At 67.6% G+C, this 14,328-nt stretch carries 9 protein-coding genes; 5 read left to right on the top strand and 4 right to left on the bottom strand.

Going from position 1 to position 14,328, the window contains the following annotated elements; all coding sequences use genetic code 11:
* Window positions 1-15: 15 nt before the first annotated feature.
* The 3 genes from AC3ITW_RS16995 to AC3ITW_RS16985 form a co-directional block, all read right to left on the bottom strand.
* A complete protein-coding gene (locus AC3ITW_RS16995) occupies window positions 16-399 on the bottom strand; it encodes a CopL family metal-binding regulatory protein (protein WP_100435128.1) in 384 nt (127 codons plus the stop codon).
* Window positions 400-651: 252 nt separating this feature from the next.
* Window positions 652-2,457 (bottom strand): DNA helicase RecQ, encoded by a 1,806-nt coding sequence (gene recQ / locus AC3ITW_RS16990; RefSeq protein WP_065723892.1) that lies wholly within the window; start codon window positions 2,455-2,457, stop codon window positions 652-654.
* Window positions 2,458-3,014: 557 nt separating this feature from the next.
* Complete coding sequence (locus tag AC3ITW_RS16985) at window positions 3,015-3,563, bottom strand: Dps family protein (protein WP_006385608.1); 549 nt, start codon at window positions 3,561-3,563, stop codon at window positions 3,015-3,017.
* An 86-nt stretch (window positions 3,564-3,649) separates the two neighbouring features.
* Here AC3ITW_RS16985 and hrpA point away from each other — a divergent pair, with 86 nt between their 5' ends.
* The gene (gene hrpA / locus AC3ITW_RS16980; protein ID WP_489389755.1) at window positions 3,650-7,732 is read left to right on the top strand and encodes an ATP-dependent RNA helicase HrpA; all 4,083 of its coding nucleotides are present in this window, start codon (window positions 3,650-3,652) and stop codon (window positions 7,730-7,732) included.
* 42 nt (window positions 7,733-7,774) lie between these two features.
* On the opposite strand, the gene AC3ITW_RS16975 is transcribed toward hrpA, so the two are convergent.
* Window positions 7,775-8,311, bottom strand: a complete 537-nt coding sequence (locus AC3ITW_RS16975) for a hypothetical protein (RefSeq protein ID WP_012511885.1) — start codon at window positions 8,309-8,311, stop codon at window positions 7,775-7,777.
* Between the two features lie 130 nt (window positions 8,312-8,441).
* On the opposite strand from AC3ITW_RS16975, the gene AC3ITW_RS16970 reads away from it, so the two are divergent.
* From AC3ITW_RS16970 to AC3ITW_RS16955, 4 genes are all read left to right on the top strand, one after another.
* A complete protein-coding gene (locus AC3ITW_RS16970) occupies window positions 8,442-10,598 on the top strand; it encodes a RelA/SpoT family protein (RefSeq protein ID WP_012511884.1) in 2,157 nt (718 codons plus the stop codon).
* Between the two features lie 30 nt (window positions 10,599-10,628).
* Entirely contained in the window at window positions 10,629-12,200 is a 1,572-nt protein-coding gene (locus AC3ITW_RS16965; RefSeq protein WP_489389754.1) for a hypothetical protein, read from the top strand.
* Window positions 12,201-12,264: 64 nt separating this feature from the next.
* On the top strand, window positions 12,265-13,155 hold the full coding sequence (locus AC3ITW_RS16960) for an SDR family oxidoreductase (RefSeq protein WP_032972301.1): 891 nt from the start codon (window positions 12,265-12,267) through the stop codon (window positions 13,153-13,155).
* Between the two features lie 72 nt (window positions 13,156-13,227).
* A complete protein-coding gene (locus AC3ITW_RS16955) occupies window positions 13,228-14,280 on the top strand; it encodes a glycosyltransferase family 2 protein (RefSeq protein WP_006385413.1) in 1,053 nt (350 codons plus the stop codon).
* Window positions 14,281-14,328: the final 48 nt, after the last annotated feature.

Raw genomic sequence — 14,328 nt, 5'->3', positions numbered from 1 at the left:
ACGATGCGTGTGGAATCAGCCGATGGGAGGACGCGAGATCGGCGGCAGCGGCGGCGCCGGGCGGCCATTGGCCGGCATCGGCTGCGGGGCCAGCGACAATGCCGGGCCGGCCATGACCGGCAACGGCAGCACTACCAGCAGCGGGTGCTGGGCACAGCTGCGCACGCAGTCCTTGATCTGGCAATGAGCGTCGTGGGCGGGGGCCTTGGCCTGCGGGGCCTCGTCGGCCTGCATGCCCGCGTGATGGTGGCAGTCAGGGTCACCGCCGTCGGCGGCAATGGCCACGGCATGCGCCATCCGGCCCATTTCCTCGTGACCGCTGGCCATGGCCGCGTTCAGCCCGTTGAGCAACAGGCTGAGCATGAGCACGACACGGAGCAGGGTCGAGGCCAGGGACATGACGCTAATCTAGCTGCAACTGGCTGCGGATGCACTTCCGGCTGAATGGCCGGTTCAAGGTTGGAGCTGCACCAATGTAGAGCCGAGCCCATCCTCGGCTGTCGTCCCCGCAGAAGCAGCCGAGCGTGGGCTCGGCTCTACAAGGGCACCAGCGCAGGGGTAGCGCCGGGCCATGCCCGGCGGCCCGTGGATCAGCCGCGCTTCGCGCTCGCCGCGCATGGCCCGGCGCTACCGAGCAGCAACGCGTGGCGGTCAACCTTCCTCGCGCACGATCTCCACCAAGCGCGGGCCATAGCGGCTCAGTTTGGTGCCACCGATGCCGCCGACCCTGGCCAGTTCATCCAGGCTGGTCGGGCGCTGTTCGGCGATGTTGCGCAGGGTGCTGTCGTGGAAGATCACGAAGGCCGGCACGTTCTGCTCGCGCGCCAGCTCGGCGCGCAGGCCGCGCAGGGCGTTGAACAGGGCCAGATCCTGCGGCAGCACCGACAGCCCGGTGCGCTGTGCGCTGCGCTCGCGGCCGCTGGTACTGCTGGCCGGATCGCGGCGCATGCTGATCTGGCGGCGGCCGGTCAGCACGTCGCGGCTGGCATCGGTCAGGCGCAGGCCACCGTGGCCCTCGCTGTCCACTTCCAGCAGGCTGGCGGCGACCAGTTGGCGGAACACGCTGCGCCAGGTGCGTGCATCCAGGTCACGGCCGATCGCATAGGTGCTGAGCTTGTCGTGGCCCTGCTGCTTCACCTTCTCGTTCTCGCTGCCGCGCAGGACATCGATCAGGTGGCCGACGCCGAAACGCTGGCCACTGCGGTAGACGCAGCTCAGCGCCTTCTGCGCCGGAATGGTTGCGTCCCACGAGGCCGGCGGCGTCAGGCAGTTGTCGCAGTTGCCGCAGGGCTGGGGATAGGTTTCGCCGAAGCCGGCCAGCAGCACCTGGCGGCGGCACTGCATCGACTCGCAGTAGCCCAGCAGGTGGTCCAGCTTGGACCGCTCCAGCTGCTTGCGCTCTTCGCCGGCTTCGGACTGCTCGATCATCTGCTTGAGCAGCACCACATCGCCCAGGCCGTAGCACAGCCAGGCCTCGGCGGCCTCGCCATCGCGGCCGGCGCGGCCGGTTTCCTGGTAGTAGCCTTCCATCGACTTGGGCAGGTCGGTATGTGCGACGAAACGCACGTCCGGCTTGTCGATGCCCATGCCGAAGGCGATGGTGGCGCACATCACGATGCCATCCTCGCGCAGGAAGCGGCGCTGGTTGTTGGCGCGCACCTCCGACGGCAGGCCGGCATGGTAGGGCAGGGCGTTGAAGCCCTGGCCGTTGAGGAATTCGGCGGTCTCTTCGACCTTGCGCCGCGACATGCAGTAGACGATGCCCGCCTCGCCACGGTGGCCACGCAGGAAGTCGGTCAGCTGCTTGCGGGCGTTGTCCTTCTGCACCACGGTGTAGCGGATGTTGGGGCGGTCGAAGGAGCTGACGAAGTGGCGTGCTTCCTGCAGGTCCAGCCGCTCGGCGATCTCGCGCTGGGTTGGCGGATCGGCAGTCGCGGTCAGCGCGATCCGCGGAATCTCCGGCCAGCGCTCGTGCAGCACGGTCAGCTGGCGGTATTCCGGGCGGAAGTCGTGGCCCCACTGCGACACGCAGTGCGCTTCGTCGATGGCGAACAGGGCGATGCGGCTGCGCGACAGCAGCGACAGGAAGCGACCGGTCAGCAGGCGCTCGGGAGCGACATAGAGCATGTCCAGCTCGCCGGCGAGCAGTTCGCGCTCGACGCGGCCGGCGGTCTCGGCATCCAGGGTGGAATTCAGGTACTCGGCACGCACGCCGAGCTGGCGCAGGGCTTCGACCTGATCCTGCATCAAGGCGATCAACGGCGAGATGACGATGCCACATCCGTCACGCAGCAGGGCCGGGACCTGGTAGCACAGCGACTTGCCGCCGCCGGTGGGCATCAGCACCAGGGCATCGTGACCGGCAGCCACATGCTCCACGATGTCCTGCTGGGGACCACGGAAATCGTCGTAACCAAAGACGCGTTGGAGCAGGTCGTGCGCGGGACGGGAAGCCATCCGGCTAGTTTACCTCCCGGAGGCGGCGGCAGGGCTGCGCCCTGCACCTGCTACAAGCCAGAGCAACGTCAAAGGCAACAGCCGGCTCTGGCTTGTCTGTGGGTTGGGTGGGGCGGTGTGGGCTTGCAGGACACGCCGTAAACCCGTCCATGGGGGCTCGATGGCGCCATCCATGGCGCCAACGGTCCTGCAAGCCCACACTGCCCCACCCCCGACAGATTCCTGGTGACGGTGGGGCCATCCACGCGTTGCGTGGATGGAATCTGTCAGATATCGACAAACGAAATGGGGTCAGATCCGTTTTCCTGCGGAAAACGGATCTGACCCCAAGCTTTGTCAGCAGATCGCGGAAAACTGTCGAAGGCGGGGTGGGTCCGGTTGAGGGGGTGTGAGCGGCATGGATGCCGCGACCAAGCCCCCATGGACGGGTTTACGGCGTCCCCCTCAACCGGACCCACCCCGCCAACCCTCAGGAAACCCGCTTTTGACGTTGACGTTGAACTTGACGTTGCCTCGGCAGGTGCAGGGCTGCAAGCCCTGCCGAACACCCCCAACCCTTACTGCAGCAGCGAGCGCAGCATCCAGGCGTACTTTTCGTGGGTCTGCAGGCGCTGGGTCATCAGATCCTCGGTCGGGGCGTCGTCACCCTTGGCCGCCACCTCCAGCACTTCACGTGCCGTACGGCAGACCGCTTCGTTGGCGACCACCAACTGGCGTACCATTTCACGCCAGTCCGCACTGTCGGTCAGGCCCGGCTCCTCGGCGATCGAGGTCAGCGCAGCGAATTCCCGGTAGGAGCCCGGGGCATTGAAGCCCAGTGCGCGGATGCGCTCGGCCACATCGTCCAGTGCCGCCCACTGCTCGGTGTACTGCGTCTCGAACATGGTGTGCAGCGAGTTGAACATCGACCCGGTCACATTCCAGTGGAAGTTGTGCGTCTTCAGGTAGAGCGTGAACGCATCGGCCTGGAAGCGCGACAGACCGTCGGCAATCTTCTTGCGGTCGCCCTGGGTGATCCCGATATCGATGTTCGGTGCCGACGGTGCCGCCGCTGCAAGCTTCTGCTTGCCGGTCTTGGGCTTGGTCGTGCTCTTGGTCTTCGCCATGGGGTTCCTCCTTGTGGAATCGTTGGCCTTCACAATAAACCGGTCGTGATGACTGGTCGCTTTCAAAGTTTTGAACGAACCGATTGATGAACGCTATCGACAAAATGCCGCAGTCCCGCCAGCGCCAACAGCGTGCCGCCATCGACGGTGCCATGAGCCGCGACCGTGGACGATTGCTGGGAATGCTCTCGCGTTGCCAGGCCAAGCCACAGGATGCGGCGTTGGCCGCCACCTTCGAGCAGGCCTTGCAGGTATCGGTGCAGCGCCGGCAGGCACGGGCGCAACAGCAGCCGTCCATTACTCTGGACCCGCAGCTGCCGATTGCGCGTGAAGCCGACGCCATCATCGGGCTGATCCGCGACCACCAGGTCGTGGTGATCGCCGGTGAAACCGGCTCGGGCAAGACCACCCAGCTGCCGAAACTGTGCCTGGCCGCAGGCCGTGGCCAGGCCGGCATGATCGGCTGCACCCAGCCGCGACGGATTGCCGCACGTGCGGTGGCCAGCCGCGTGGCGCAGGAACTGCAGAGCGAACTGGGCCAGCTGGTCGGCTACCAGGTGCGCTTCAACGACAAGGTCAGCGAAGACAGCCGCATCAAGTTCATGACCGACGGCATCCTGCTGGCGGAGATCGCCAGTGACCGCTGGTTGTCGAACTACGACACGATCATTGTCGACGAGGCGCACGAACGCAGCCTCAACATCGACTTCCTGCTGGGCTACCTGAAGCAGCTGCTGCGCAAGCGCCCGGACCTGAAGCTGATCGTGACCTCGGCCACCATCGACACCGAACGCTTTGCCCAGCATTTCGACAATGCGCCGGTGATCAGCGTCGAAGGCCGCACCTATCCGGTGGAGGTGCGCTACCGCGCGCTGGAAGGCGAGGGCGAGCAGGAGGGCGAGCGCACCGTCAACGACGCCATCGTGTCGGCCATCGACGAGATCACCCGTCTGGATTCGCGCGGCGACGTGCTGATCTTCCTGCCGGGCGAGCGCGAGATCCGCGATGCGCACCAGTCGCTGGAACGGCGCAAGTACCGCAATACCGAGGTGCTGCCGCTGTACGCGCGCCTGTCCAACCAGGACCAGGACCGGGTGTTCAACCCCGGCCCGAACCGCCGCATCGTGCTGGCCACGAATGTGGCGGAAACCTCGCTGACGGTGCCGCGCATCCGCTACGTGGTCGATCCGGGCTTTGCCCGCGTCAAGCGCTACAGTCCGCGCAACAAGCTCGACCGCCTGCACATCGAGCCCATCTCGCAGGCCAGCGCCAATCAGCGCAAGGGCCGCTGCGGCCGTGTGGCCGAGGGTATCTGCTATCGCCTGTACGCCGAAGCCGACTTCCAGGCACGGTCGGAATTCACCGATCCGGAAATCCGGCGCTCCAGCCTGGCCGGGGTGATCCTGCGCATGCTGCAGCTTGGCCTGGGCCGCATCGAGGACTTCCCGTTCCTGGAGGCCCCCGACGAACGTGCCGTGGCCGATGGCTGGCAGCATCTGACCGAACTGGGCGCGATCGACAGCGAGCGTCACCTGACCGCGATCGGCAAGCAGATGTCGCGCCTGCCGGTGGACGTGAAGTTGGCACGCATGCTGGTGGCCGCGCAGGCCGCCGGCTGCCTGCGGCCGATGCTGGTGATCGCCTCGTTCCTGGGCATCCAGGACCCGCGCGAACGCCCGCCCGAAGCGCGCGGCGCGGCTGACAGCGCGCACGCGCAGTTTGCCGATGGGCGCTCCGAGTTTGTAGGTGTGCTGCGCCTGTGGGATGCCTACCGGCAGGCCCACGAAGACCTGACCCAATCCAAGTTGCGCGACTGGTGTGGCCGTCATTTCCTCGGCTTCCTGCGCATGCGCGAGTGGCGCGAGCTGCATCGGCAACTGCGTCTGCTGTGCGAGGAACTGGGCTGGAAGGAAGAAGCCAACGAGGCCTCGATGGCGCCGTTGCTGGCGGGCAGCAGTGCGCCGGCCGCTGCGCGCGACGATGCGGCGGCAGTGAAGGCCACCCGTGGCCAGCTTCACCGTGCGGCGCGCCTGGCCCGCGAAGGCAGGGCCGAGGCGGCGCCGGCACCGGTGGCCGTGCGCGCGCAGAAGGAACAGGCGCCGGTTGGCGGCGGTTTCAGCGAGCGCGTGCGTGCTACCGCCTACCAGACCCTGCATCGGGCGCTGGTGGCGGGCCTGCCGACGCAGATCGGCCACCGCACCGAGAAAGGTGATTTCCAGGCGCCACGCCAGCGCCGCTTCCTGCCATTCCCCGGCTCGACGCTGTCCAAGCGGCCGCCGCCGTGGCTGCTGGTGGCCAACCTGCTGGATACGCAGAAGGTCTGGGGCATGACCCTGGCCGCGATCGAACCGGACTGGGTGATCGCCGAACTGCCGCACCTGCTGCTGCGCAAGCATTTCGATCCACACTGGTCACGCGCGCAGGGCCAGGTGCTGGCCTCCGAGCAGATCAGTCTGTTCGGGCTGGTGCTGGCGCCGAAAAAGCCAGTGCACTACGGCCGCATCAACCCCGGCGAAGCGCATGACATCTTCGTGCGCCAGGCGTTGGTGACCGGCGAGATCACTACACGCGCCAGCTTCGTGGCCGACAACCAGAAGGTGCTGGAGATCGCCCGCGAGGAAGAAGCCAAGCTGCGCCGCGCCGGTATCGTCGCCGACGAGGACTGGCAGGCGCGCTGGTACCTGGACCGGGTGCCGCCGCAGATCCATTCGGCCGCGGGGCTGGAAACCTGGTGGAAGGGGCTGGCACCGGAACAGCGCAAGACCCTGCACTGGTCGCTGGTCGATCTGTTGCCGGGTGAGGGTAGCGAACAGGAGCGTTATCCGAAGTACCTGGCGCTGGGCCAGGCGCGCTTGCCGCTGCACTACCGCTTCGAGCCAGGCACCGACGATGACGGGGTGACCCTGGAGGTGCCGCTGCACCTGCTCAACGCGCTGGACGCCGTGCAGCTGGGCTGGCTGGCACCGGGCTTCGTTGCCGACAAGGCGGCCGCGTTGATCCGCAGCCTGCCCAAGGCGATGCGCCGCAACTATGTGCCTGCGCCGGACTTCGCGCGTGCATTCTTCGAGGCATTCCCGCAGCCCGGCGCCGACGCCATCACCGGCGAGCTGGCGCGCTTCCTGTCGCGCGCGACCGGCGCCAAGGTGGCAGCCACCGACTTCGAGCCGGATTCGATCGAAGCGCACCTGCACATGAACCTGCGCCTGCGCGACGAGAACGGCAAGGTACTTGCGACCTCGCGCGATCTGGACGCGCTGCGTGCAACGTTCGGTGGCCGAGCCGGCGATGCCTTCGCCGCGCGCGCGGGGCGCGAGATGGCCGCCGACGGCCTGCGTACGTTCCCGGCCACGCCGATTCCGCTGCAGGTGCCTGGCGAGGCGGGTGTTCCTGCCTACCCGGCGCTGCTGGACGAGGGCGACAGCGTAGCCCTGCGCATCTTCGCGGACCGCCAGCAGGCCGAAGAAGCACATCCGCTTGGCGTGCGCCGACTGTTGGAAATCGGCCTTGGCGAGAAGATCAAGCAGGCGCGCAAGCAGTTGCCGGTGGCGGCCAAGACCGGCCTGCTGTACGCCTCGATCGAAACCCAGGAGCGCCTGCGGGGTGACCTGGTCGACGCCGCATTGAACGCGGTGCTGGCCGATGGCCTGGGCGAGATCCGCGATGCGCAGGCGTTCGAGCAACGCCGCGAGCAAGCGGCCAAGGCGCTGTTTGGCGAGGCCATGCAGCGGCTGAAGCTGGCCGAGGCGATCCTGGCCCTGGTGGCGGAACTGAAGCCGATGCTGGAAGCGCCGCTGATGGGTTGGGCGCGCGGCAATCTGGATGACATGGAGGCGCAGCTGGTCGGGCTGATCCACCCCGGCTTCCTGCGCGATACGCCGGCCGACGCGCTGGCGCAGTATCCGCGCTACCTGAAGGCGATGATCCTGCGCACCGAGCGCGCCAAGCGCGACCCGCCGCGTGACCAGGCGCGCATGCTGGAACTGCATCCGTTCCTGGAGGCGCTGCAGGTGGGTGAGCAGCAGGGCCTGCGTGAGCGGCCGCAATGGCAGGCGCTACGCTGGGATCTGGAAGAGCTGAGGGTGTCGCTGTTCGCGCAGGAGCTGGGTGCACGCACCGGCATCTCTGCAAAGAAACTGGCGCAGCGGGTGACCGCGCTGCGCCAGCTGTGATGCGGTAGCGCCGGGCCATGCCCGGCGGCTTCCCTCACACCGTTACTTGGAGCGGCGCACCTTCGGCTGGCTGTTCACGCCTTCCACCTTCATGTACCACACGCCCATCACACCGGGTTTGATGCTGACCTTGGGCGACTGCTTGCGCACGCCGACCACGCTGGTGGTGTCGGTCTGTTCCCATTCCTGGCCATTGTCCAGCACGTAGACGCGCCCCTTGCCGAAGCCCCGGAACTCACCCTGCAGGGCACCGGTAATCGGTTCGCTGCTGCCGAAATCGAAGAAGCCGCGGTTCTTCACGATCACTTCCTGGCGGCCCTGTTCACGGGCTTCCTCGCGTACCGCGGCCACCGCCTGGGTGGTGGCCGCTTCGACTTTGCCCTGCAGCCAGCGGTTGAGCGCGGCCAATTCCTGGGCACTGAGCTTGTCCAGGCCAGCCGACTTGAATTCGGCCGGTGACATCTGCTGCTGCAGGTCGCCTTCCACCACGCGCTGGGCCAGCGCGGGCGCCGACAGGGACAGCAACAGCGCGGCACCGGCCAGCAGCCGTAGGCGGAAACGCGGGACGATCGAGGACATGTCGGGACTCTCCTGGGTTTGCCCGCGAGTGTAGCGGCATGTCTTCATGCCGGGTGATGGTGGCCGCAGTGATTGTCCCTGAACGGCGCCGGCGCTAGTGTAGAGGCCTCTGTCTTGCCTGCTCGATGCTGTGAACCGCGCTTCCGTCCCCGGCCTGGATGCCTTGTTGAACCGTCCCTCGGCAGCGGTGCTGCCCGCTCCGCTGCGCCAGGCCCTGCGCGAGCATTGGGAAGCGCCCGAGTGCGACCACCAGATGCGCGCCAGCTGGTCGGTGCTGGGTGACACCCTCGACGCACTGGCGATGCTCTCTGCCGACGAAGGCGCGGTGGCCGCAGCCCTGCTGTTCGACCTGCCGGGCCTGCGCGCCAGCCTGGAGCAGCTGCCGCTGGGCAACCACAGGGCGGCCGTGATCGGCCTGCTGGATGGCCAGGATGCCGCCGATCCGGTGTGGGCGCTGCATGCCGGCCGTGAAGCAGGGCGCAACAGTGAAGGCCTGCGTCGGCTGCTGCTGGCGATCATCCGCGACCTGCGGGTTGTACCGATCCTGCTGGCCCGGCAGCTGGCGCGGATGCGTGCCGCCGACAAGCTGGACGACGAACAGCGCCGAGCGCTGGCGCAGCTGACCCGCGACATCCATGCGCCATTGGCCAACCGCCTGGGCATCTGGCAGCTGAAATGGGAGTTGGAAGATCTGGCGTTCCGCCACCTGGAGCCGGAGACCTACCGGCGCATCGCCCGTGAGGTGGACGAAACCCGCATCGCGCGCGAGCGTTACGTCGAGAACGTCAAGAAGGTGCTGTCGCGCGAGCTGGTCGCGCAGGGCATCAGGGCCGAGGTCAGTGGCCGCCCGAAGCACATCTACAGCATCTGGCGGAAGATGCAGAAGAAGCGGCTGGCGTTCGACCAGCTGTACGACATCCGTGCGGTGCGCGTCATGGTCGACGATGTCGCCGCCTGCTACGCCGCGCTGGGCGTGGTGCATGCACTGTGGGCGCCGGTGCCCAGCGAATTCGATGACTACATCGCCCGGCCCAAGGCCAACGACTACCGTTCGCTGCATACCGCCGTGGTCGGGCCGGAAGGCCGCACCATCGAAGTGCAGATCCGTACCCACGAGATGCACTCGCAGGCCGAATTGGGCGTAGCCGCGCACTGGAAGTACAAGGAAGGCGGCAAGGGTGCGGAAAAGTCCTTCGACCGCAAGATCACCTGGATGCGCCAGCTGCTGGAACAGGCGCAGGAGGGGCAGGGCAACGAGCTGGCCGGCGCGCTTGATGCCGAGCTGACCGAAGACCGTGTCTATGCACTGAGCCCGAAGGACGAGGTGCTGGACCTGCCGCAGGGCGCCACGCCGCTCGATTTCGCCTATCAGGTGCACACGATGGTGGGGCACCGTTGCCGTGGCGCCAAGGTCAACGGCCGCATCGTGCCGCTGACCTACCGCCTGCGCAGCGGCGACCGCGTCGAAATCCTGACCGGCAAGGAGGCTGATCCGCGCCGCGACTGGCTGATGCCGGCCCTGGGTTTCCTGGCCAGCAACCGTTCGCGCGAGAAGGTGCGCAGCTGGTTCCACAAGCTGGACCGTGCGCGCAACGTGCAGGCCGGCCGCGAGCTGCTGGAGCGCGAATTGAAGCGGCTGGGCCTGCAGCATTCGGACCTGGCGGTGGCGGCGAAGAAATTCCATGCCGACAGCGTCGATGACCTGTACATCCAGGTGGCGCTGGGCGACACCGGCCCGAACCAGGTCAGCCGTGCGCTGCTGGAAGCGGAGCGTGCGGCCAACCAGCCGGCACCCGCGCCGACGCTGCCGCGGCCGACCGCGCGCCGCGAGAACCTGGGTAAATCCAAGTTCACCGTGCAGGGCGTGGGCAACCTGCTGGTGCAGCTGGCACGTTGCTGCCAGCCGGTGGCCGGCGAACCGATTGTCGGCTACCTGACCCGTAGCCGCGGTGTCACCGTGCATCGTGCAGACTGTGTCGCGCTGGCCCGGCTGGCCGCCACCAGCCCGCAGCGCATCCTGCCGGTGGAATGGGGGCAGGCCGGCGGCGGCTACGAAGTGGACGTGGTGGTCGATGCGGTCGATCGCCGCTGGTTGCTGAAGGACATCACCAATCTGATCGCCCAGGAAGACGCCTACGTGCTCGACATTCACAGCGACAACGTGCGCAACAGTGGCCGCGCCCATCTGCGGCTGCGGCTGAAGGTCAGCGATTACGGCCAGCTGTCCAACCTGCTGGGCAAGCTGGACGCGCTGCCGGGCGTGAGCGAGGCGCGTCGCCTCGGCTAGGCTTCACGCTGCCCCGGCTACCCTGCACGCATGGAACGCGAGCCCCCGCATCGCCCGCATGGCGCTGATCATCCTGCGCTGGACCGCGTCCGCCGCGAAGGCCGTTGGTGGTGGCTGCAGGCGCGCCATGCACGCCGGGTCTGGCGCTGGTCGCTGGTCGCCGCGCTTGCGGTGTTCGTGCTGCTGGTGTTGCTGCGCAAGCCGCTGGCAGACTGGTTCTGGGACGAGCCGCAGATCGAGCAGCTGCTGGCTGAAGGTGATCGCGCATTGGCGGCGGGTCGATTGAGTGCGGACGATGGCAGTGGTGCGCGCGAACGCTACCAGGCCGTGCTGGCACTGGATGGCGACCGCCCGCAGGCGCGCCAGGGCTTGGCCCGTACAGGCGCCGCAGCGCTGCAGCAGGCCCGGGACAAGCTGCAGGTCAATGACCTGAACGGAAGCGCGCAGGCGCTGGCGTTGGCCCGTGAGCTGCTGGTGCCACAGGCTGAAGGCGATGCCGTGGCGCGCCAGCTGCAGGCACGTCGCAGCGCCGGAGCCGGTATCGGCGCGCTGCTGGCACAGGCCCGCAATGCCTTTGCCGCCGGCCGCCTGGATGATGGCGACAGCAGTGCGCTGCCACTGTTCCAACGCATCCTGTCATTGCAGCCGGACAATCTGCCGGCGCTGGAAGGGCGCGAGGATGCACTGAGCGATCTGTTGCAGCATGCGCGCACACTGGCCGGGCGCGGTGAGCTGGCCGCGGCCGCTGGCATCGTGCAGCGCGCACGCCAGTTCGATGCAGGCCATGCCGATCTGCCGGCGAGCCAGGAAGCGTTGGCACAGGCGGTGGACCAGCGCTTGCGGCAGGCACAGCGCGCTTTGCAGCGGCAGCAGTTGGACGTTGCAGGAAACGGGTTCCTGGCCGTGCTGGCCGTAGCCCCCGACGATCCCAACGCCCAGCGCGGCCGCGAGCAGTCGTTGCAGGCGGTGCTGGCACGCAGCCAGAAACAGGCCGACGACTTCCAGTTCGAGGCCGCACAGCGTGACGCGGCGTTGGCGCAGGAACTGGGGGCGTCGCCCGCTGCGCAGCAGCAACTGGCGCAGCGCCTGCAGCGTGCGCAACAGGCACAGCAGGCATTGCAGCTGCCAAGCGTCAGCAATGCGCAGCGTGAACGGCAACTGCGCGATCATCTGCGCAGGATCGAACGCGCCGAGCGCGCCGGTCAGTGGATCAGTCCGCCGGGCCACAGTGCGTTTGATGCGTTGCGTGAGGCGCAATCACTGGCACCGCGCGATGCCCGGGTGAAAGCGGCTGCCGCGCGCCTGCTGCCGGCCAGCCGTCGTTGCTTCGACGACAATCTGCGACAGAACCGGGTACAGGCTGCAGGGGCTTGCCTGCAGGCCTGGCAGACGCTGTCGCCGACTGCAGCGGGGCTGCCTGCTGCGCGTCTGCGTCTGGCGCAACGTTGGTTGGCGATTGGCAGCGAACGCTTGGGCAATGGTGATATCGCATTTGCCGAACGCGCATTGCAGCACGCGGCAGAACTCGGTGTCGGTGCTTCCAGCGCAGAGTATCTTCAACTGCAGCAGCGCCTGCGCGACATCGCAACGTCTTCACCCTGAGCCCGGTGTTGCTGCCGTGGCCGTTATAGTAGCGGCCCTGCCAACCACGCCTCACGGATGTCCGATGACCGTCCTTGTTTCCGGAGCGACCAGCCAGATCGGCCGGTTCCTGTTGCCGCGCCTGCTGCAGGCGCATGGCCAGGTCCAGGCGGTGAGCCGGCAGCCACAACCTGCGCAGGACGGCGTGCAGTGGCTGTGCGGTGATCTGGCTGCCGCGCTGGACAGCGTGCCATCTCCGTCCTGGCAGGCCATCGCAAGCTTCGGTCCGTTGGAAGGATTGGCGCACTGGCTGTCGCGGCAGGCCTCGGCACCGGCTCGACGGGTCATCGCGACCAGTTCGATGAGCGTGCTGAGCAAGCAGGGCTCGGCCCAGGCCGACGAACAGGGTGTGGTGGCGATGCTGCAGCGGGGCGAGCGTGGCCTGATCGAGCAGGCTGAACGGCTGGGCATGGAGTGGACGATCCTGCGACCGACGCTGATCTATGGCGCGGGCATCGATCGCAGCATCACCCCGATCGTGCAGCGTGCCCTGCGCCTGCGCGTGTTCCCGATTCCGCTGGCGGATGGCCTGCGCCAGCCGGTACACGCCGACGATATTGCGCGTGCCGTACTGGCCGCCATCACCACCGGCGCGGCGTCGGCGCGGGTGCTGGAGATCGGGGGCGGTGAGCGCCTGCCATACCATGCGATGTTCCGCCGCGTACATGCCAGTCTGGTGCAGCCGACGTTGGCGCTGCCGTTGCCGGCGGGTGCACTGCGCGGGCTGGCGGCGGTGCTGCCGCGCGCGCGCGGTCCGGTGTCGCGTCTGCAGCAGGACCTGATTGCGGACAACGGACCACTGCAGGCGCTGCTGGGCGTACATCCGCGGCCGTTCCAGCCCGATGCAGGCACGTGGCAACCGATGAGTGCCACCCAGGCCCTGCAGCGGATCGCGGCGCATCCCGGCAACAGTTAGCCGGGGCCTGAATCCATCTGCTGGAGGGCTCTGCTACCATCCCCCGGCCTTGGTTTTCCGCGAGTACGTTCGATGCCTGACGCGCCATCCCGATCGGCCCCTGCCGAGCGCATTGGTGTCGCGCTGTGCACCTACAACGGGGCTCGCTACCTGCAGGCGCAGCTGGACAGCATCCTCAGCCAGGACCCGCGGGTGCACGAAGTCGTGATTGGTGATGACGGCTCCAGCGACCAGACACTGGAGCTGCTTCAGGCTTTCGTGCCTCGTGCGCAGGCTCTGGGGGTCCGGGTCGAGATTGTCCAGCACACGCGCAATCTTGGCTATGTACGCAATTTCTCCGATGCGCTGCAACGCTGCCAGGCCGACATCCTGTTCCTGTGCGACCAGGATGATGTCTGGCATGCGGGGCGGGTCCGCACCTATGCCCAGCGCTTCAGCGCCGATCCGGGCTTGTTGCTGCTGCACAGCGATGCGCGGCTGGTGGACGCAGAGGGAGCGCCGCTGGGCCAGCAACTGCTGGAGGTGTTGGTGGTACATCCGGCCGAAGTGGAACTGGAGCGCTCGGGCCAGGCCATTGACGCGATCCTGTTGCGCAATTTCATCACCGGGGCCACCTGTGCAGTGCGTCGCACCCTGCTGACCAGCGCGTTGCCGGTGCCGCCCGGTTGGAGCCATGACGAGTGGCTGGCAGTCAATGCGTCGTTGCGTGGAGGGCTGGACATGCTGGCCGAGCCAACCATCGATTACCGGCAGCACGGCAACAACCAGATCGGCGCAAGCCGGCGCGGTTTCCTGCAGCGCCTGCGTCATCTTGATCTGTTCGACGCGCAGGCCCGCCAGCGTACGGCCGGGCGCCTGCTCGCCCTGGCGGACCTGCTGCGGCAGCGCGGTGTGGTGGTGGCACCCGAACACTACCAGGGCCTTCACGCGCTGGCCTGGCGCATGGCCTGGTCACGGCTGCAGTTGTATCGGCGGGCAGATGTCAGCCTGCGCTGGATCGGCCATGACGCGCCGCGCTTGATCGCAAGGCTGGCCAACGTCTGCCTGGCCGGAGCCGGCTGGAAGGGTGTATGGGCGGCGTTGGCGGGGGCCGGAACCGGTTGGCGGAAGCCTCGTGCTGCTTGAACTGCAGTGAAACCGCGGGCCACCGCCTGCCAGCCACCGCAGTGCCTG

Source organism: Stenotrophomonas sp. KH_052 (genome assembly GCF_057838755.1).
The sequence above is the reverse complement of the archived record's forward strand: the minus strand, read 5'-3'. Positions and strand labels throughout refer to the sequence as shown.